The organism is Amycolatopsis sp. NPDC051061 (assembly GCF_040682935.1).
Taxonomy (GTDB): Bacteria; Actinomycetota; Actinomycetes; order Mycobacteriales; family Pseudonocardiaceae; genus Amycolatopsis.
Map to the genome: position 1 here is coordinate 20,038 of NZ_JBFBBZ010000025.1, position 18,402 is coordinate 38,439.

Consider the following 18,402-nt stretch of genomic DNA (forward strand, 5'->3'; position numbering starts at 1 on the left):
CGAAGCATGGGGGACGGACGCTCATGGAGGCTGACTCCCTCGCCGAGCTGGTCGAGCTGGGTCCGGACGCGATCTGCGTCCACGAGAACGGCGTCCTGACCTATGCCAACCGCGCGGCCCTCGAGACGTTCGCCGCCCGATCCGCGGCCGAGGTCGTCGGCCGTCGGTTCACCGACTTCGTCGCCGAGGACTCGCGCGCCGCGCTCGTCGAGAAGCTCGCCGAACTGACCGAACCGGGTCAGGCGAGCGAGCCGGTCGAAGCGCTGATGTCCCGGCTGGACGGGAGCAAGTTCGCCGTCGAGACGGTGTCGGTGCGCCTGGCCGGGCGGCTCGCCTACCAGGTCGTCATGCGGGACATCACGGCGAAGAAGGCGGCCGCCGACGCCCTGCGCTTCCAGGCCGCGTTGGTGTCGCACGTCAGCGACGCGCTGATCGCGACCACCGGCGAAGGCGTCGTGACCAGCTGGAACCCGGCCGCCGAAGCGGTGTACGGCTGGACCGCGGCCGAAGCCGTCGGACGGCGGGCGAGCGAGCTGCTGGGCGCGCCGCTCGACCTGCGCGGCGGCGGGGTCACCGAAGCGGTGCACCGGCGGCGGGACGGCGCGCCCCTCGCGGTCCGCGTTTCGGCGGCGGAAATGAACGACGGGTACGTGCTCGTCTGCGCCGACGAAACCGCGCGGCGGCGGGCCGAGCAGAACTACCGCACGGTCGTCGCGTCCCTCGACGAAGGCGTGCTGGTGATGGGCCCGGGCGGGCTCATCGAGGCGGCGAACCCGGCGGCCTGCCGGATCATCGGTGTCACCGAAGCCGAGCTGGTCGGCGTCCCGTGCCACACGCTCGTGCTGTTCACCGAGTCCGGGCACTGGATCCCGCCGGACGAGACGCCGTCGGTGCGGACGCGGCGGACCGGCGTCGCGCACAACGGCCTGGTCGTGCGCCTGCGCCGGCCCGACGGCCGCGACGTCTGGGTGTCGCTCACCTCGCGGCTGCTCAACCCCGACGACCCGGCGGCGCTGGCCGTCGTCACGTCGTTCACCGACATCACCGAGACCCGCGCGATCAGCGCGCAGCTCGCGCACGACGCGACCCACGACCCGCTCACCCGGCTGGCCAACCGGACCCTGGTGCTCGCCCGCCTCGACGTCCGCGAGCGCGGCGCCGGCACGGTGCTGTTCCTCGACCTGGACAAGTTCAAGGTCATCAACGACTCGCTCGGGCACTCGGTCGGCGACCAGGTGCTGCGGATCGTCGGCGAGCGCCTGCGCCGCTGCTCCGGCCGCGACGACCTGGTCGGCCGGCTCGGCGGCGACGAGTTCGTCGTCGTCACCGGCGAAGTCACCGAGCCCGGCGAAGTGCGGGCGCTGGCCGAGCACCTGCGGGCCGCGCTGGCCGAGCCGATCGGCGTGCTCGGCCGGCAGCTGCACCTCGACGCCAGCATCGGCGTCGTGCTCGTCGGGAGCGCCGACCGCCGCAGCGCCGAAGACCTGCTGCGCGACGCCGACGTCGCGATGTACCAGGCCAAGACGCTCGGCCGGGGCCGCCACCACTTCTTCGACGTCGGCCTGCGCGAGCGGATGCAGCGGCGGCTGCGGATGGAGCAGGACCTGCGCGACGCGGTGCACGACGGCCAGCTCTGGCCCGCGTACCAGCCGGTCGTCGACCTGCGGACCGGCGAGATGGTCGCGGTCGAGGCGCTGCTGCGCTGGACGCACCCCCGCCACGGCGCGATCTCGCCCGCGGAGTTCATCCCGCTCGCCGAGGAGAGCGAACTGATCAACGTGATCGGCAAGGAGATGCTCCGCGCGACGACGCGTGAGCTCGCCGCGCGCCGTCGCGATCACCACCTGGACCTGACGCTGAAGGTGAACCTCTCCACCCGCCAGCTCGACGACCCGCACCTGGTGCCCGCGGTGCAGGACGCGCTGGCCAACACCGGGCTGCCGGCCGGCGCGCTGTGCCTGGAGGTCACCGAAAGCGCGTTGATGCGCGACCAGGAAGCGGCCGCGGAAGTGCTGGCGTCCCTGCGTTCGCTGGGCGTGCTGCTGGCGATCGACGACTTCGGCACCGGCTATTCGTCCCTCGCGCAGCTGCGCCGGCTGACGCTGGACACGCTCAAGATCGACCGCTCGTTCATCACCGGCATCGCCGAGTCCCGGGACGCGGCGGCGATCGTCACGAGCATCATCGCGATGGCCCACGCCGTCGACCTGACGGTGATCGCCGAGGGCGTCGAGTCCGCGGAGCAGCTCGAGCTGCTCCGCTCGCTGGGGTGTGACCAGGCACAGGGCTACCACCTCGGCCGGCCGGTGCCGGCGGCCGAGCTGTTCGGTCAGTAGACGGCTTTCAGGCGCTCCAGCTCGTCCGCCGTCAGCTCGATGCCGAGGTCCTTGAGGGTCGCGTCGAGCTGATCCGGCGCGACGGTGGTGGTTTCGCTGCTGCCATGGGGTTTTTCGACGGTCAGCTCGCGGCCCAGCAGCTTCCGGCTGACGCCCGGTTCGAGCGTCATGATCACCAGCCGCCCGGTGAACGGCGACTTCGGGTGCGTCGAGGTGTAGTGGTGGTAGACCTCGAAGTCGATCGGGTGCATGCCGTCGAGCCGGAAGCCGAGCAGGTCCTCGTCGCCCTTCGCGAGCGTCCACCAGCCGTTCTTCTCGGTCAGCCGGTGGAGCCAGCCGGCCTGGTCGGTTTCCTGGCCGTCGACGAGCGGCATCGGGGCGAGGATCCCGGCGCCGAAGCCGACGTCGGCGTGGAACCGCCGGCCGTCGACCTCGACGACCAGCGTCATGTGGGTGCAGGGCCCCGGCCGCCGCGGCTGGACGCGCGCGGCGAGCCGGTGGACGGTGTAGCCGAGCCGCTCGAGGACGGCGGCGAAGAGGCCGCTCTGCTCGTAGCAGTAGCCGCCTCGCCGCCGTCCGACGAGCTTCGCGCTCACGACGTCGAGGGAAATTCCCTTGTGCTGCTCGAGAACGACGTCGATGTTCTCGAACGGGATGGCCTGGACGTGGGCGCGCACGAGGTCTCGCAGCGCTTGCGCCGACGGCGGATTCGGCGGTTGCCCGATCCGCGCGAGGTACGCGTCGAGGTCGACGGCGTCGATGCCCCATTCCCCTGCAGTGGTCATGCGCCGAGCGTGCACCCTCGACCTCGCTGGAGGTCAACCTTCGTGGATGATCTTCCGCACCTCGACGGCGGTGTACTGGGCGTCGGGGATCATCGCGGCGAGCTCGACGGCGCGTTCCTCGGTTTCGACGTCGACGATGTAGTAGCCGCAGAAGAAGGCTTCCGCCTCGATGAAGGCGCCGTCCTGGACGTGGGTCGTGCCGCCCTTGACGCGGACCGTCTTGGTCTCGGCGGGCTCGGCGAGCGCCTTGGTGCCGACCATCTCGCCGGTGTCGGTGATGCGCTTGGTGAAATCGCCGTGGCCTTCGTAGACGCCGTTCTTCTGGTCGTCGGTGAGGGTGGCCCAGAGGGTCGGGTTCATGTGGAGGGTCAGGAGGTATCGCACGTCGGCTCCCCGGTGTGGACGGCGGCCCCGGGTGGGCTGCCTTTCGCCGGGTGGTCGGCGCCGGTCGTCCGGTCCGGACACGGGGGTTCGGGGTTCACTCGTTCGGCCTAACGGGCAGGCTTGCCGAGGAGCGCCGACCACTAGCCTGCCGGAAAGTCAAGTTCGTCGCTCACGCCCGCAGCATGGCTGATCTCATCACTTCGCTTCGCAAGCTCATCCATCAGCCTGCTCGCATCAGCCATCTCACGCGCTGATTTCTCGTCATTAAGAAGCGCCTCGAGCCCCACACGTACAGCGTCCCGATTTTTTTGAGCGACTTCGATCATTTGATACACCGCCGAATTGATGTCCTCACGCTGCTCATCAGTGAGCTCAAGTGGCGCCCTACCACGCAGTCTTTCATTGAGCCTCTTGATCCGCCAGAATTTTAATAATCCGACCGAGATGATCACAGTGTCGTAGCGAGGCTCGAAAAATCCGCGCTGCAACACGGTCGCCTGCGACAGGGCATCCATGTCATTAATCGGCATAATTGACGAGTTCCCAGACATTCTGAACACCACGAGACTCTTTCGTCGAAACAATTGCCTTCTAGTGGCGATTACGTTCGACTCGCTGTAGTTCGTAGACAAGAACGTGCCTCTGTCGTAGCGGGCAGGCTGCCAAGCAACCAGCTTGCCAGTAATATCCGAAAGGTGAATCTCGTGTTTTGCGCGATCGCTGATCGCAAGAGAGTCGTCCAATCTTCGCGGATCCGCACCATGCCACGCAGACTTGTATTCTCGATCGGACCCTGAGTCATCCTGTTTCAGATTGAGCATTACTTCGATAGTCGATACCCAGTCTTTTCCGACCAAGCCGACTCGCCGACGCTTTCGCGCCACACTGGAACTCCCCACCCATCCCGTGCGCACCAAAGACAGATAAGCGGTCCGATAGAGCTTCAAGGCTGTTAGTACGTCGAAGCTGCCGACGTAACCAAGCGCATAGGCGACAACCTTACTGAACATCGTGCCAGCAACAGGACTTACCTCCAGCCACCCCAGCTTTTCACCAGTCGCCCGGCAGGGAGTTTTGAAGTTGACCAGAATATGCGCGACAAGTTCATGCTCCAACGCAGCTTCGGTCAAACTGAGAGCCCAATTGAGCCTATCATCCTGGTCCGCACCGGAAAATTCATCAATCGCGCCGAGAATATTTTTGGGACTAGTCAGTGATTTGGTCAGCTGCGACGGCGTCAAAACAGTACCAGCCAAACCGAGAGACCGTGCCTCCGCCGCCGCGAAACCGGCGTCATAAAGCAGAGCGACACGAAGCAACGTCTCAATGCCCCGCGGAAGTCTTAATGCCAAGCGCATGAAGGCTTGCCTCATAGAAGGAAATGACTTTGATGCAAGCTCTGGAAACTCATCCTCAGCTCGCTTCAAAACAGAAAACAGGAAGTCGACACTTTCCGCAAATCCGTCTTCTTCGTCGCCCAAGGCAGTGTCGCCGCAACGCTCAATTTCACCAAATGCCAGGCGGCGGAAATGTAAGGATTCAAACTCATGAGCCTCAGCAAGGATCTTCATTCCAAGAACACATAGTCGCGCATTTTTAAAGTGGTTTAGAATCTGCTCTCTCTGCGACCGAGAACACTGAACCAAGGCGAATAATAGGGTTTCTTCGAGTCGAAGAAACCCACCGCTATCCAAGTCAAGACGATCACTATTTTTTACTTCAAGACGATTGAGGCTCTCCGCATAGCGAGAACGACCGAACCAAGCAGTGTAAAATTTGTTCAAACCATCAACTAGATCTACGATGCGTCGCACGGGCCCTTCCCGCAGTTCAACCGAGGCCAGATACTCGCAGATGGTCAAATGAAAAAAGCGTAGCGACTCTCCTTCTCGTTCGCGCCCCATGACACCAGTTTCCGTGCAAATCTTCTGCAGTAAATTTTCCGCCTCTTCCGCAATGCCGCACCCATAAACGTCGTCGAGCAACTCGAGAGCCCGACTCCAATCCAGGGAATTCAGCGGTTGAGCTTCGTCGGATATATGCTCCAGAGCGAGCCGACCAAAGAACGAGAATCGCTTCCGGCGATCACGAGAAGAAAGTGCCCTTTCTCTCGTCGACTGCCCAGCCCGTCGAAAGTAGAGGAGCTCCTCGGTCACCTGCTTGTAGAAATCCGATCTGTTCTCCGAGAGTCGTGGTGAACGCCCTGATTCCTCAGCGATAAATTGCTGGTCGCGCGCGACATACATTGCCAAGATCAGCGGATTCGTGCACATTTGGAGCAATGATTCATTGGACCGCAAGTCATCGAATATCCTGCGCTGCTCAAGAGGTTGATGGCCGGCGAATGGCCAACGCCGCAAGAATTCGTAGATATCGGCAGGAGAGAAAGGCTTCAGCGATATTATCGATCTGAACTTATCGATGAAATTTCTCCCGAGCGTCGCCGCAAGCTGACTGCGAGCCGTGACGATAACCGTCGATCCCAACAGCGACGAGTGCGACAAGACGCGAATCAGGGATGTTATCTCCTCACACGCCCTATTCAACTGAGTGTACGGCACTTCGTCCAGGCCATCCAGGATTATCAACGGCCCTTGATCGCCGCCGAGGATAGAATCGAATAGTCCCCCACCATCATAGACACCCGAGACGGCAGCTGCTTGACTGCGGATTTGCTCAAGCAGAAAATTTGTCGGAAATATCCGCGGAAGCCTAGCGGTTTCATACGACGAATTCAACAAACGAAATGACTCCTCCTTCTCGTCTTCCTCCTCCGGCAGTTCCTCCTGCTCGGGCCACACAAGCTCACGCAACACGATCCGGACAGGAAAGCGAGCAATCTGCGGCTCAGAAATCACCTCTCGACAGGTATCACGGAAAAGCTTGCGCGACAACGTCGTCTTCCCCGAGCCCGGCTCACCGAAAATCAGAAATATTCCTGATTGCTTGAGAAATTCCAGATGCGCATCCTCCGAACTGGAGCCTGCGGCGGACGAAAACCGAAGAGGTATGTAACACCGGTCGATGTCAAGCGGGACGTCCACCCGAATGGGTACCTGAAGGCGGTCGGACTCCGTAGAGAGCGAGACACGGGCGTACCGGCGAAGTGAAACCTGCCTCGCCAATCGAGGCGCGATCGCCGATGCAATCCGATGACGCAGCGCGCCAACCGAGTAGCGCGTAGTCGCCTCTACTTCTTGCATTGCTTTCTTCTTGTAGCGCCGGTACAGCCACGTTAGCCCGGAGGCAAGCAAGGCCCCGCCGCCACTCAGATACGGCCAGAGAGAAGTGAACACGATAAGCACTCCCGTAATTCGACTTGGTCGACAACGACGGCTACCGGAAAACTGCGTCTCTCGCAGTTGGCAGACTGGGCATCATGACCTTCCAGTCGTCGTCGAGCAGCAATCTGTTACGACCCGCACGACGGAAACGTGACTGCCTTCGCAGCGCGGTAGGAATCCGGCAACGGGATCACCCACACCGTTCCAAAAGGATGGACGCCGGTGAACAGCCGTTAACGCGGTTGCTTGTCGGTGTGCTCTCCCGCAGGTCGTCGTCGAACCCGGCCAGCACCCCCAGATTGGCCGATGTCTCGTCGCCCCACGTAGGCGGGCGCAATGTATGCCGCAAGGACCGGGTGACGTCGGCGATGACGAGCGCAACACAGGTGTCGTTCTGCCAAGCCGGCGATACCGGCGCATCGCGATGCCAGGCCGTCAGGTCGCCTGGTGACGGGGACGCGGAGGCGACCGCAACCGGCTGGTCAACTAAGGCCGGCAGCGTCCTGCACCGGGCAGCACGTCGAACCGTGCCCGCAACTCGGGTCGACATCGGGTGTCAACACACCCCATGTCATATGGCGATGGAGTGACAAGACACCCGTTGAGACCTTACAAACGGGTCAGGCCCCAGCCTTCTAAGACTGAGGGCCCGATCTCGTAGTCAGCCGTGTGGCCAGGGTCGGGTCGAACCAGCGACCTTCCGCTTTTCAGCCGCAGACGTTCCGCAGGTCACGGGTTGCACTACCGCCTCGTGCAACCCCGTGCAACATCACGACAGGTGCCTCGATATGAATTCCGCATGGTCTACGTCAGGTTCCAGAGCGCCGAGCCCAACGCCGAAGGGCGCCATCCCGGCTTCCTCGGCTTGATCAACAACCTGAGCAAGGCCGATGGCCTCACCGCCGAACAGGAAGAGTTCCGCCGGACCAACCACGCTTGGTACGAGTCCCACTACACCAATCCCGCGACTGTCGATCCGACCATCTACGACCACGCGGTCAACCCGGGCGCAACTGCCTGGTTCAAGGAGTCGGCCGAAGCGCTCATCGCTCGCGCTGCCGACTACCTCGAAGTCCTCAAAACCCATGGCGTCCGGTGCGACAAGCTGGTCTCGCACCAGGCTCCTGGGAAGATCATCTACGAGGATGTCGATCAAATCGTAGTCGTCCCGTTCAGTGCTTGACGAGACAGACTTGGGTAACTTGGCAGCGTCTCCGCGTGCGGCAAGCTTGCTCAGTTCGTCGGCCACCTCCCGGTCCCGCCTCACCACCGCGTGGAGATAGCGCAGCGACGCAGCCGCCAGCGAGTGCCCCAGCCGCTTCTTCAGGTCGGCCAGCGTTGCCCCCGCACTGGCTGCGAGCGTCTGGCCGGTGTGCCGCAGGTCGTGGAGGCTGACCCCAATGCCGACCTTCACCCGAGCCCGGACGAACGCCTAGTAGACGGCGTGCCGTTCATTAGTCGCCCGTCGCTGCCGATGGAGAACCTCTCTCGACCAGCCCACTCCTTCATGTAGACCCGAAGGTAGGGCATGACGTGCGGAGAGACCGACACCGGCCGGCGCCCCGCGTCCGTCTTGGGTCCGACGTCTTCCGTTCACAATCCGCACACTTCCCTACGTCGAAGGCCGCACAAGGCCACGAGCAGCACGGCCGCCCGGTATCGAGGAGTGATCGCCTCCACGACCTCGGCGACCTGCTTTGGGTTGGCGATCCCCCGTTCCTTCGCCCCGTACGGGGCGAAGGAACCTCCGGAGGGTTGGCCCGGAATGTGGTGAGGGACACAATGGGCGCAGGCGGTCGACTGGCACGAGGTCCAAGGGCGCCAATGCCGCCGTGCAACATATGTGCAACTAGACGGCCAACCGGCGGTCAACGACAGCCACGGCCAAGATCGGCCCAGACATGGGAAAAGCCGCCCTGACCTGGGTCAAGACGGCTTCTACAAGCGTGGCCAGGGCCGGGGTCGAACCGGCGACCTTCCGCTTTTCAGGTCTCGGGTAGTCCGTTCACGCGGGTTCAGCGCGTACGTCGCCGCAGCTCAGGCCGTGTGCGCGCACTCTCACAGACGGTCGTGACCGCTGGTGACTGGAACCCTATTTGGGCACCGTGGACCCCTGCGTAACCCCAGGTGCACAGCACACGACTGATCTCCTAGAGCCAACGGTGCGACTGGAACAGCACATCACTTCGACCCCACCAAAGGTACGGTGACTGCCGTGGATGGCCCCGACGAACCGGAGTCCGTCGACAGAGAGGCGGCCGGCGCGCCCGGAACCGCGCAGGAGGACAGGGGCGAGGGGCGCCTGTCGAGAACTCTCAATAAGGACTACCTGAAGACCTTCGTGGTAGCGCTCGTGGCAGCGCTTGTGACCGGAAGTGCGGCTGTTATCGCTTCTTCCATCTCGGCCAACGGCGCATACGAAGCTGCCATAGGACAACAGGAAGCTACTCGAAAAGCCGCCCTCGCCGATGAAGCCAGAATCAAGCGGTCGCAAGTCTATGAAGCTTTAATCGACGCAGCGAACGACTATGAACTAAAGAGTAATAATCTGGCCGACGAACACGAACGTGCACTCTTATCTAGACCGCAAGTCTCTACCGACCAGAACATCACCAACGCCTGGCAAGACTCAAAGCAAAAATTTCAGAGCACACTCAATCAAGTATACTTGTACGGAAGCAAGGAAGCAGGAGAGCGCGCTGCAAATTTGGCTTTAATCCTTCCGTCAGCCGTCGGTTCAACAGTCCGTTTCCAGCGAGTAGATCAGGAAAAATTTAAGTCCGCGTACTGGGAGTTTCAAAAACGAATGCGATGCGAGGTACCAGCAGAACCGGCGTTCACATGCCAGTAAGCAGCGCTGTCACCGTAACGACCTTTTCAACCTCAGAGGGGTACAGTCTGAGCATGGCAGAACTAGTCGAGGAAGCCGCGCAGCTTGCGGAGCAGCTTGTTAGCCCCATCGGGCGTCGTTGGACTCACGTTCAGGCTGTAGCGACACGCGCACTCGAACTGACAGGCGCCATCAGGCCAGAGCAGAGCGAGACGCTAGTGGCCGCCGCCTGGCTGCACGATATTGGCTATGCGCCTGAAATCGGCCTGACCAAGTTCCACCCCTTAGACGGCGCACGCTACCTTAAGCGCCTTGACTGGCCAGACGAGATCGTGAACCTAGTTGCACACCATTCAGGCGCCCGTTTCGAAGCAGCCGAACGCGGAATGTCCGCGGAGCTGAGTGAATTCCCGTTCGACGATAGCCCAACCTTAGATGCCTTAGTTACCGCAGACCTAACGACCGGCCCCGATGGCCAGCGCCTTAGCTACGATGAGCGGATTTCTGAAATTCTCAGGCGGTATCCGGCTGACGACCCGGTACACCGCACTTGGCTGAAAGCGGGGCCGATCCTAAAAGATTCTGTGCGGCGAACCGAGCAACGACTTACCGAACCTCAACCTAGGTAGGGAGCAGTCCGAGCACTGTCCAACGCATGAGAAATCCTCAGTCGCATGGAGGGGTGGATGTTCAAGTTATCTATTTCTGCGGGGTTCACCCAACGCACCGCTTTAGTCTCGGTGCCATCCTCCCGCGGCTGACCGCCAGTCCACCGCCCTTCGAAGCAGAGCGAGAACTGTTGCCGGACTTCGCCGTCGTCATACGCCATGACGTGGTTCGGGTCGGTGTATGTCCCGACCAGGCGGACGATCTCGACGTCCAAGCCGGTCTCTTCTCTGACCTCGCGAACTGCGGTGTCCGTGATCCGCTCCCCCGCGTCATGCCCACCGCCCGGCAGAGCCCACAGGTCATTGTCGATCTTGTGGATGAGCAGAATCCGGCCCGCTCCGTCGCGAATCGCCACCGTCACGGACGGAACCACGCTGTTCGCGGCAGGTGCGTTCGGGTCGTTGAGGTAGTCGATTCGGCTCACACGCTCTCCTGAGGCTTCTCGGGGACGCCGGCAGTCCAGGTCCGCTCGAACGACTTCATGTAGTGCTGCCACATCTGGCCGTTCGGCTGCCGCCGAAGGTGCATCACCGGGCTCTGACCAGCGAGAGCACCGAACGCATGTCCGTTGACCAGCAAGTCATCGTCGAAGCGGTAGAGCGAGTTGTACAGGATCTCGCCGTGCGTCCGGACCTCGACGCCGTCGAGTTCGACCACGTCGGCGAGATAGCGCCGCATGAGCTGAATGCGCCCCTCCAGACCGCCAGGAGTCCCCTCCTCGATACCACGCTGCTTGACGGCCAACGCGGTCTCATCGCCGACCAGCAGACGGAACCGCACGCCGGCCGCGGCTTTCGCGCGAACCAGCGGCACGAAGTTGTACTGCTCGACAAGGAAGGCGCCCGAGAAGACGAGGACGTCCATGCGCTCCTGGACGCCGGCGAGCAACGCTTCCCAGCCAGCACCCGTGATCGCGGATCGGGACGGGTACAGGTGCACAAGCTCAGACTCCGTTGGCGCGGGACGCGAGTCGGATGCGAGGGACGGCCAGATGTCCTCCTCGCGCCCGCCGAGCACCGCGAGAATCTTGTGCCGGGTGCCGCGGTGGGGCACCCGTTCGTTGCTGATCCACCTGGCTGCCGTCTTCGGGTCGACGCCCACTCGCGCGGCGAGGTCATCCACCGTCAGGTTGACGGCCAACATGGCGGTGCGCAGCCGATCGTTAGCCATGCCGCACCCTCCCCGCCGGGACGTTTCCGGACGTTTCACCGGGACACTTCGCGGCGCCGGGACGTCCACAAAGATCCTTTAAAGTGCGGTACTCGCGTCCCCTGACCTGCGGTTTCCTTAGGACATGACACCGCACCGGAACCCCAGCCCTCAACGCTCCCCCACCAACTTCTCCAAGGCGTCGACCCTCTTGCGCAGCGCCGCTAGCTCGCCGGCCATCGCACCCAGAGGGTCGACCGCCTCACCCGGGATCTCGTTGACGAAGACGCCAACGGACGGCGTCGCCGTGAGCCACTTCTCGTCCTGCAGCAGCCGCAACGCCTTCTGCGCCGTGCCTAGCGCTACGTCGTACTTGTCTGCCAGAACTCGGTTGCCAGGAAGCTTCTCGCCTGGCTTCAAGACACCCCGCCGGATGTCCGCTCGGATTCGTTCGGCCACTCGCTCGTAGGTAGCCATTGCCGCCGCGCTGCCGTCCATAGAGCAAGTCTAGTCAGACTGACTCAACCCGACATACATCACTCGAAAGACGTAGTGCAAACCGACACATATCGATCTAGATTGGTCTATGTCAGTTGAGTAACTCGGAAGGACGCCAATGAACTCCGCACGAATCACCGACCGCATCGCCCGGGCCGCCGTCGACGGCGTTTCCGCTGGTCACAGCCACTCCCCGGACGGACTGGACGAGACGGCCATTGACGCGCTGCTCGCCGAGATCGACCAGGAGCTGACCGCCGCGACGGCCGTTGCCGAGGTCCGCACCCGGCACGCGTTCACCGACTCCCAGCACGCCCACCGCGCCCGCCGGCGCACCGACCGCGCGGCACTGCGGGTGCTGCCGGCCCGGCTGGACACCACCACCTCGCCCCGCGAGGAAGCGGCGTAAGCCACCCACCCCACTCGCACAGCCTGAAATCACGTCGCTCCTGGAGGAAAGCATGTCTCGCACCACCGTTCTCGCCGTGATCGCCACGCCCTGCCCGTGCAGCAAGGGCAACCCGCCCTGCCCCGGTTGTGGCTGGCCGACCAACGCCAACGGCAACTGCTTCAACGACTCCTGCTGGAACGCCAACAGCAAACGCCACAAGTGACCTCCTCTGTCTGGAAAGGACACCACGTGACCACGAACGACTCCGGCGCCTGGCACGACAAGGTCCAGCGCGACGCAGAAGCCGCCGAGGCGGCCCGCCGCGAAGCCGCCCGCAGGGGAGGGAACCGATGACCTACGCCGACGCGATGCCCCATGTCCACGTCGCTCACGAACAGGCCCGCTCGGAGCTGGGCAAGGCGGATACGAAGGTGACCACCCTGCTCGGACTTGTCGGCCTGGCCTTCTCCGGCGTCGTGGCCCTGACCACCCGCCAGACCTCGGTGCCGGCAACGTTCGGACTGTGGCTCGCCGCCGCGCCGATCTTCGCCGCGGTGCTGGTCCTGCTCTCCGCCGTCCGGCCCCGGCTCACCCAGTTCCCCACCCCGGGATCGTGGCTGGACGCCGCCTACAACGGCCCGGCCGCGCTGCTCGAAGCCGACAGCGTCCCCGTCTCCATGACCCTCGCCGTCGACACCGCCCACCTCGGTGGGATCGCGGTCCGCAAGTACCAGCAGATCTCCACGGCCATGGGGCTGCTGGTGGTCGGGCTGTCGCTGCTGGCCGTCGCGCTACTGCTGGCGGTGCTGACATGACCGCCGGTCACGGCATCTGCGCCATGGAGGCGCCGGCCGGCGCCATAAACGCGAGTGACCCCAGCCTGGGCGGCTCGAACCGCCAAGAACGCTCCGACCAGGCCGGGACTCCCCACCACCACGCAGGTAGCAACTCGGAGAGGTCTCTCATGGTAGGCACCACCACCGCGCTCAGCGAGGTCACCGAGGTGACCCGATGACCGCCCGCACGACACTCCGCCGGCGACTCACCGCCGCAACGGTGATCTGCCCGGCCGGCGCGCCCGCCCTGGACGGCGGGCACCGCACCGTCACCCTCACCTACCGCGTGTCGGACCCGTTCGCGGTCGAACTGGACGTCCCGGACGGCGCGATCTCCGTGGTGTGGCTGCTCGGCCGCGAGCTGCTGACCGACGGCATGAACCACGGCATCGGCCCCGGCGACGTCTACGTCACCCCCGCGGTCAAGGACGACGCGGTGATCTGGATCGCGCTGTTCGCACCCAAGGGCTCCGGGTCCTGCCACCTCGCGTTCAAGCGCGCCGACCTCGAACGGTTCCTCGACGACACCGACGCGATGGTCCCGGCCGGCACCGAAGCGACCCGGATCAACTGGAACCGGGAACTCGAGCTGCTGGCGGGTGATCGGTGATGGCCCGCAAGTTCCCATGGGTCCTCGCCCCGGTGACGTGGTCCCCAGACCTGGAATTCACCCGCGGCCGGGTGGACGGGCTGCCGCTGCTGTCCTACGGCATCGCGCCCCGCACTCTGCTCGCCACCCGCAGGCAGCTCCGCACGCTCGGGTTGCGGCCGGGCGGAGCAGACCCGGTAGCGGTGCTGTACTTCCGCTGCCACCGCGCCGGAAAGCTCGTCTACGCCAACCTCTACCTCATCGCCGCGGCCAAGCCGGTCCGGCCGATGACCCCGGCCCGCGCCGCCGCGCTGGGCAAGGCGCTGGCCGCCCGCCGGACCTGCCGCGAGTGCGGGGAGACCGGGTGGGCGGAGCTGCCCAAGCCGCACCGCACCTGCGATGCCTGCCTCTACTCCGCCGGCCTCGCCCCGGATTCCCACCTGCACGAGTACGTGACCGGGGAGCCGACCGCAGACCCCGCCGACCTGCCGACCGCGCCGCGGTCCGGTGCCGCTGCCGGGCTGGCCCCGGTGATCCCGCTTCCCGCCGCGCGCTGTGCGCGTGTCGACCTCCCGAAGGTGGTGGCCTGATGCCCACGACAACCCTCTACGTCCTCGGTGGACTCGCCCTGATCGGCACGCTTTCCGTGTGGCGCGCCGGCCGGAAGTCCGCCACCAAGAGCCTGCGCGGTGTCCGGGAGGTCACCCGCATGACCGCCAACCTGGTCCGGCTGGTCCTGTGTACCGCGGTCATCGCGTTCGTCCAGTGGCTCATCGTCGTCAAGGTCGACAACACCACGGCCACGTGGATCACGCTCATCGTCCCGGCCCTGCTCGCCGCGAACACGATCGTGCGGCTGATGGCCATCACCGAGATCGTCACGCACCACGGGGGTGGTCGCCGATGACCGCCACCCCTTACCTCGCAACCGTCTACACCGGACTGTCCCCGGCCGCGGCCGATGGCCTGGCGTGCGTCCTCTGCCACCGCGGCTACCTCACCGACCCGCAGCCGTCCCGCCCGGTCGGCATCGCGGCCGACACCGGCTCGCAGGTGTTCGCCTGCTCCGGCACCTGCCACACCCACGCCACCACCGCCCAGCCCGTCACCACCGAGGGAGGCACCCGATGACCACCACCGAACTCGCCCCGACCGACGCCCGCCACGTCCCGCTCACCCAGGCCGACAAGCTCGCCCAGGACGCCGCCACCGCCGCCCAGGTCCGGCGGCTGGCGAACCACCCCGACGTGATCGCGCTGCGGGTGGAGAAGGTCCGCACGCAGATCGACACGGTGATCTGGCTCGGGATCTTCCTGGGCTTGGCGTTCACGATGGTCAACGTCCAGAGCTTCGCCGCGGCCGGCGCGCCCATGTGGTCCGCCGGGTGGGTCGCGGGGTGGCTGCTGGACCCGATGGTGTCGCTGGTCCTGATCGCGGTACTGCGGGCAGAGCAGGTCACCGCCCGCTACCGCGTGTCGACTGGGGTGTGGGCGCACCGGACGAAGTGGTTCGCGTTCCTGGCCACCTACGTGATGAACACCTGGGAGTCCTGGACGCACCTCGCCGTCGCCGGGGTCGTGTTGCACTCGGTTCCGCCGGTGCTGGTGTTCCTCGCCGCGGAGACCGCACCCGTGCTGCGGGACAAGCTGACCGAGGCGGTCATGGCCGCCGCCGGCACCGCGTTCACGGGACAGGCGGATACGGCCGGACAGTCGCCTGTCACCCGCGTATCCGCCACGGAGTCGGCACCCGAGGTGCCCGGCGCCACCGAGGCCGCCCCCGCGGTCACCGCGCCTGCTCCGGCCCGACGACGCCCGGCCACCCGCAAGGCCGCGGCCAAGCCGGCCCGCAAGCTCCGCGGTGACTACCTCGCCGAAGCCCGCGCCGCGTGGGCGCCCGGGATCGAGATCACCCCGGCCTGGGTCCGCTCGGTGTGCCCGGAGATCTCCCGCGGCACGAGCAAGAACGTCGCCGACGACCTGACCACCGAGACCGCCACCGCCCCGGCCGCGCTGCCGGCACCCGCCGACCAGCCCGCCACCGAAGAGAGGGAGGCCGCCTGATGTCCACCACCACCGACCACACCCCCGACCCCGTGAACGTCACCAACCCCGAAGGGCTCTCTTCCGTGAACACCACACCCAACCCGTCCACGAACACCCCGGCCGACACGACCGTGAACACCGACACCACCGACGCCGTGAACGGTGCCGACACGACGGCCACCGACACCGCCGTCACCCGCTCCGGCACCGTCGTCTCGATCCGCCCGGACACCGCCCGCACCGCCGACGACATCCCGGCCCAGGACCGCACCGACGCTCCGCCGGCCGTGGTCGACGGCGACGTGGTGGTGGTCGAGGGGGTCATCGACGACGAGGACCCGGCCGCCCGGGTCAACCCGCTGCTGGTCGACGCACCGGACCCGAAGGCCGCGCCGTCCTGGTGGGCCGGGGCACGCGAGGCCAAGACCCGAGAGGTCATCCCCGGGTGGGCGCGCTCGCACAACGAGCTGCTCTCCCGGGCGAAGTGGCTGGCCGGATACGCCGGGCACACCTGCGCCTACCACGCCGTGCGCACCCCGGCCTACGTCGGCGTGCTGGTCCTGCACTCCCCGCGCGGCCTCGCGCGGATCGTCGTGAACACCCACCGCTGGATGTTCGACGCCGAAGCCAAGCCGCTGCGCGCGAACGCCGTGGCCGCGGGCAACACCGAGGACTACCGCAAGCTCGCGGAAATCCGTGAACAGCGCGTGCGCAAGCGCTCCACCGCCGTGTTCCTCGCCTTCCTGGTCCTGGTGGCCGGCCTGTACCTGTTCGTCGGCGCGGTGACCGGGTGGGGCTGGTACCTCGCCGCCGGCACCACCGCCGCGGCGCTGCTGGGCACCGCCGGCGGCCGGGCAGACAAGCCGATCGTGTCCCGCGCGGTCATCGCCGCGCGGGTGCCGAAGCTGACCTCCGACGTGGTCCTGAACGCGCTCGGGTCGCTTGGCATCGCCAAGATCGACCAGACCATCGCGGGGAAGGGCGAGAAGATCCACTTTCCGGCGCCGATCGTGCGCGACGGCGACGGGTGGCGCGCCGAAGTCGAACTCCCGTACGGCGTCACCGTGGACATGGTGATGGAACGCCGGGACAAGCTCGCCTCCGGCCTGCGCCGGCCGCTCGGGTGCGTGTGGCCCGAACCGGTCTCCGATGAGCACCCCGGGCGGCTGGTGATCTGGGTCGGGGACAAGCCGCTGAACAAGCAGAAGGCCCCGACGTGGCCGCTGGCCAAGCGCGGGCGGGTGAACCTGTTCGAGCCGATCCCGTTCGGCACCGACCAGCGCGGCCGCCCGGTGGTCCTGACCATGATGTTCGTCGCGATGCTGATCGGCGCGATGCCGCGCATGGGCAAGACGTTCGCGCTGCGCATCCTGGTCCTCGCCGCCGCGCTGGACCCGATGGCGGAGCTGCTGCTGTTCGAGCTCAAGGGCACCGGTGACCTGGGCATGTGCAAGCCAGTGGCGCACCGCTACGCCTCCGGCGCGGACAACGCCACCCTGGAAGAGGTGATGGACGGGCTGCGGTACCTGGTCAAGGAGATGGACCGCCGCGCCAAGGTGCTCTCCCGCATCGCCGAGACCGACCCGAAGCTGTGCCCGGAGAACAAGGTCACCCCGCACCTGTCGAGCACCCGCGACCTGGGCTTGCACCCGATCTTCGCGGTGATCGACGAGTGCCAGGAGCTGTTCTCCCACGAGGACTTCAAGGAGGAAGCCAACAAGCTCGCCGAAGCCATCACCAAGCGCGGCCCGGCGATGGGGCTGATGCTGGTCCTGGCCACGCAGCGCCCGGACGCCTCCAGCCTCCCAAAGGGCATCTCCGCCAACGCCGGCCTGCGGTTCTGCCTGCGAGTGATGGCACAGCCGGAGAACGACATGATCCTCGGGACCGGCGCGTACAAGCGCGGGATCAACGCGGCGCTGTTCTCGTTCAACGACAAGGGAATCGGCTACCTCGCCGGCGAGAGCGACGACCCGAAGATCACCCGCACCTACCTGATCGACGGCCCGGCCGCCGAAGGGATCGTGGAACGCGCCCGCGTCGCCCGCGAAGCCGCCGGCACCATCACCGGCTACGCCGCCGGGCAGGTCGACCAGCCCACCGACGACACGAAGGGCCACGTGCTGGTCCTGGACGTGGCCGCGGTCCTCAAGCCCGGGGAGAAAAAGGTGTGGTCGGAGTCCATCGTGGACCGGCTCGCCGCGCTCCGCCCCGAGGTCTACGGCGCGTGGGGCACGCTGGACAGCCGCGGCAAAGCCAACCAGCTCGCGCAGTCCCTCGCCCCGTGGGGCGTCGACACGATCCAGGTCTACGGCAAGGACGACACCGGCAAGGCCGTCAACCGGCGCGGCGTCAACCGCGTGGACGTGTTCGCCGCGGTCGACAAGCACAACCAGAACTAGCACAGAGCGTCACCGGCGCGGGGCCTAGCGTCGATCACCGACCTAGCATCACCCGATGCTAGATCTAGCATCCCCGCTAGCACCCCGCGCCGGTTCTGACCAGCAACCTAGCGACCTAGCGCCCACCTGCAGAAACACCCTCAAAGCCCGCGAAACCCCGGAACCGCCACACCTCCGGACTTCTAGGGCTAGGTCTCGCACACC

The 18,402-nt window shown here is 65.6% G+C and carries 19 protein-coding genes; 13 read left to right on the plus strand and 6 right to left on the minus strand.

From position 1 onward, the window contains the following. Positions 1-23: 23 nt before the first annotated feature. Positions 24-2,336, plus strand: coding sequence for an EAL domain-containing protein (locus tag AB0N03_RS29985; RefSeq protein ID WP_364378286.1), 2,313 nt, complete (start codon positions 24-26; stop codon positions 2,334-2,336). Here AB0N03_RS29985 and AB0N03_RS29990 read toward each other — a convergent pair. The 3 genes from AB0N03_RS29990 to AB0N03_RS30000 form a co-directional block, all read right to left on the minus strand. Beyond that, positions 2,330-3,121, minus strand: a complete 792-nt coding sequence (locus AB0N03_RS29990; protein WP_364378287.1) for an arylamine N-acetyltransferase — start codon at positions 3,119-3,121, stop codon at positions 2,330-2,332. The genes AB0N03_RS29985 and AB0N03_RS29990 overlap by 7 nt on opposite strands. Positions 3,122-3,154: 33 nt before the next feature. Next, complete coding sequence (locus AB0N03_RS29995; RefSeq protein WP_364378289.1) at positions 3,155-3,505, minus strand: YciI family protein; 351 nt, start codon at positions 3,503-3,505, stop codon at positions 3,155-3,157. 140 nt (positions 3,506-3,645) lie between these two features. Further along, positions 3,646-6,801, minus strand: a complete 3,156-nt coding sequence (locus AB0N03_RS30000) for an NACHT domain-containing protein (protein WP_364378291.1) — start codon at positions 6,799-6,801, stop codon at positions 3,646-3,648. Between the two features lie 787 nt (positions 6,802-7,588). Between AB0N03_RS30000 and AB0N03_RS30005 the strand changes: the two genes are divergently transcribed. The 3 genes from AB0N03_RS30005 to AB0N03_RS30015 all read left to right on the plus strand — a co-directional run bounded on the left by AB0N03_RS30005 (position 7,589) and on the right by AB0N03_RS30015 (position 10,248). After that, positions 7,589-7,972 (plus strand): hypothetical protein, encoded by a 384-nt coding sequence (locus AB0N03_RS30005; RefSeq protein ID WP_364378293.1) that lies wholly within the window; start codon positions 7,589-7,591, stop codon positions 7,970-7,972. 1,032 nt (positions 7,973-9,004) lie between these two features. Continuing rightward, a complete protein-coding gene (locus tag AB0N03_RS30010) occupies positions 9,005-9,640 on the plus strand; it encodes a hypothetical protein (RefSeq protein WP_364378295.1) in 636 nt (211 codons plus the stop codon). Positions 9,641-9,693: 53 nt separating this feature from the next. Then, on the plus strand, positions 9,694-10,248 hold the full coding sequence (locus AB0N03_RS30015) for an HD domain-containing protein (RefSeq protein WP_364378297.1): 555 nt from the start codon (positions 9,694-9,696) through the stop codon (positions 10,246-10,248). Here AB0N03_RS30015 and AB0N03_RS30020 read toward each other — a convergent pair. The 3 genes from AB0N03_RS30020 to AB0N03_RS30030 all read right to left on the minus strand — a co-directional run bounded on the left by AB0N03_RS30020 (position 10,236) and on the right by AB0N03_RS30030 (position 11,935). Continuing rightward, on the minus strand, positions 10,236-10,712 hold the full coding sequence (locus AB0N03_RS30020; RefSeq protein WP_364378299.1) for an NUDIX domain-containing protein: 477 nt from the start codon (positions 10,710-10,712) through the stop codon (positions 10,236-10,238). The genes AB0N03_RS30015 and AB0N03_RS30020 overlap by 13 nt on opposite strands. Next, positions 10,709-11,458: an XRE family transcriptional regulator gene (locus AB0N03_RS30025; protein WP_364378300.1), complete on the minus strand. Its 750-nt coding sequence runs from the start codon at positions 11,456-11,458 to the stop codon at positions 10,709-10,711. Before AB0N03_RS30025 ends, AB0N03_RS30020 begins: the two co-directional genes overlap by 4 nt. Before the next feature lie 150 nt (positions 11,459-11,608). Then, positions 11,609-11,935: a winged helix-turn-helix domain-containing protein gene (locus AB0N03_RS30030; protein WP_364378302.1), complete on the minus strand. Its 327-nt coding sequence runs from the start codon at positions 11,933-11,935 to the stop codon at positions 11,609-11,611. A gap of 118 nt (positions 11,936-12,053) precedes the next feature. Between AB0N03_RS30030 and AB0N03_RS30035 the strand changes: the two genes are divergently transcribed. From AB0N03_RS30035 to AB0N03_RS30075, 9 genes are all read left to right on the plus strand, one after another. Next, positions 12,054-12,344 carry a hypothetical protein gene (locus AB0N03_RS30035; protein WP_364378304.1) on the plus strand — a complete coding sequence of 97 codons (291 nt, stop codon included), beginning with the start codon at positions 12,054-12,056 and terminating at the stop codon, positions 12,342-12,344. A gap of 52 nt (positions 12,345-12,396) precedes the next feature. Continuing rightward, complete coding sequence (locus AB0N03_RS30040) at positions 12,397-12,549, plus strand: hypothetical protein (RefSeq protein ID WP_364378306.1); 153 nt, start codon at positions 12,397-12,399, stop codon at positions 12,547-12,549. A gap of 127 nt (positions 12,550-12,676) precedes the next feature. Further along, the gene (locus AB0N03_RS30045) at positions 12,677-13,141 is read left to right on the plus strand and encodes a Pycsar system effector family protein (protein ID WP_364378308.1); all 465 of its coding nucleotides are present in this window, start codon (positions 12,677-12,679) and stop codon (positions 13,139-13,141) included. Positions 13,142-13,337: 196 nt separating this feature from the next. Then, on the plus strand, positions 13,338-13,772 hold the full coding sequence (locus tag AB0N03_RS30050) for an SsgA family sporulation/cell division regulator (RefSeq protein WP_364378310.1): 435 nt from the start codon (positions 13,338-13,340) through the stop codon (positions 13,770-13,772). After that, positions 13,772-14,341 carry an RRQRL motif-containing zinc-binding protein gene (locus AB0N03_RS30055; RefSeq protein ID WP_364378311.1) on the plus strand — a complete coding sequence of 190 codons (570 nt, stop codon included), beginning with the start codon at positions 13,772-13,774 and terminating at the stop codon, positions 14,339-14,341. The genes AB0N03_RS30050 and AB0N03_RS30055 overlap by 1 nt, the downstream gene beginning before the upstream one ends. Continuing rightward, positions 14,341-14,658 (plus strand): hypothetical protein, encoded by a 318-nt coding sequence (locus AB0N03_RS30060; protein WP_364378313.1) that lies wholly within the window; start codon positions 14,341-14,343, stop codon positions 14,656-14,658. Before AB0N03_RS30055 ends, AB0N03_RS30060 begins: the two co-directional genes overlap by 1 nt. Continuing rightward, complete coding sequence (locus AB0N03_RS30065; RefSeq protein ID WP_364378315.1) at positions 14,655-14,882, plus strand: hypothetical protein; 228 nt, start codon at positions 14,655-14,657, stop codon at positions 14,880-14,882. The genes AB0N03_RS30060 and AB0N03_RS30065 overlap by 4 nt, the downstream gene beginning before the upstream one ends. After that, on the plus strand, positions 14,879-15,814 hold the full coding sequence (locus AB0N03_RS30070) for a hypothetical protein (protein WP_364378317.1): 936 nt from the start codon (positions 14,879-14,881) through the stop codon (positions 15,812-15,814). The genes AB0N03_RS30065 and AB0N03_RS30070 overlap by 4 nt, the downstream gene beginning before the upstream one ends. Then, positions 15,814-18,198, plus strand: coding sequence for an FtsK/SpoIIIE domain-containing protein (locus AB0N03_RS30075; protein ID WP_364378318.1), 2,385 nt, complete (start codon positions 15,814-15,816; stop codon positions 18,196-18,198). Before AB0N03_RS30070 ends, AB0N03_RS30075 begins: the two co-directional genes overlap by 1 nt. The last annotated feature ends 204 nt before the right edge of the window (positions 18,199-18,402 follow it).

Bases quoted from the DNA above. Each gene is read 5' to 3' on its own strand.
- AB0N03_RS29985 (WP_364378286.1), top strand. From the start codon at position 24: ATGGAGGCTGACTCCCTCGCCGAGCTGGTCGAGCTGGGTCCGGACGCG.
- AB0N03_RS29990 (WP_364378287.1), bottom strand. From the start codon at position 3,121: ATGACCACTGCAGGGGAATGGGGCATCGACGCCGTCGACCTCGACGCG.
- AB0N03_RS30005 (WP_364378293.1), top strand. From the start codon at position 7,589: ATGGTCTACGTCAGGTTCCAGAGCGCCGAGCCCAACGCCGAAGGGCGC.
- AB0N03_RS30015 (WP_364378297.1), top strand. From the start codon at position 9,694: ATGGCAGAACTAGTCGAGGAAGCCGCGCAGCTTGCGGAGCAGCTTGTT.
- AB0N03_RS30025 (WP_364378300.1), bottom strand. From the start codon at position 11,458: ATGGCTAACGATCGGCTGCGCACCGCCATGTTGGCCGTCAACCTGACG.
- AB0N03_RS30030 (WP_364378302.1), bottom strand. From the start codon at position 11,935: ATGGACGGCAGCGCGGCGGCAATGGCTACCTACGAGCGAGTGGCCGAA.
- AB0N03_RS30035 (WP_364378304.1), top strand. From the start codon at position 12,054: ATGAACTCCGCACGAATCACCGACCGCATCGCCCGGGCCGCCGTCGAC.
- AB0N03_RS30040 (WP_364378306.1), top strand. From the start codon at position 12,397: ATGTCTCGCACCACCGTTCTCGCCGTGATCGCCACGCCCTGCCCGTGC.
- AB0N03_RS30045 (WP_364378308.1), top strand. From the start codon at position 12,677: ATGACCTACGCCGACGCGATGCCCCATGTCCACGTCGCTCACGAACAG.
- AB0N03_RS30050 (WP_364378310.1), top strand. From the start codon at position 13,338: ATGACCGCCCGCACGACACTCCGCCGGCGACTCACCGCCGCAACGGTG.
- AB0N03_RS30055 (WP_364378311.1), top strand. From the start codon at position 13,772: ATGGCCCGCAAGTTCCCATGGGTCCTCGCCCCGGTGACGTGGTCCCCA.
- AB0N03_RS30060 (WP_364378313.1), top strand. From the start codon at position 14,341: ATGCCCACGACAACCCTCTACGTCCTCGGTGGACTCGCCCTGATCGGC.
- AB0N03_RS30065 (WP_364378315.1), top strand. From the start codon at position 14,655: ATGACCGCCACCCCTTACCTCGCAACCGTCTACACCGGACTGTCCCCG.
- AB0N03_RS30070 (WP_364378317.1), top strand. From the start codon at position 14,879: ATGACCACCACCGAACTCGCCCCGACCGACGCCCGCCACGTCCCGCTC.
- AB0N03_RS30075 (WP_364378318.1), top strand. From the start codon at position 15,814: ATGTCCACCACCACCGACCACACCCCCGACCCCGTGAACGTCACCAAC.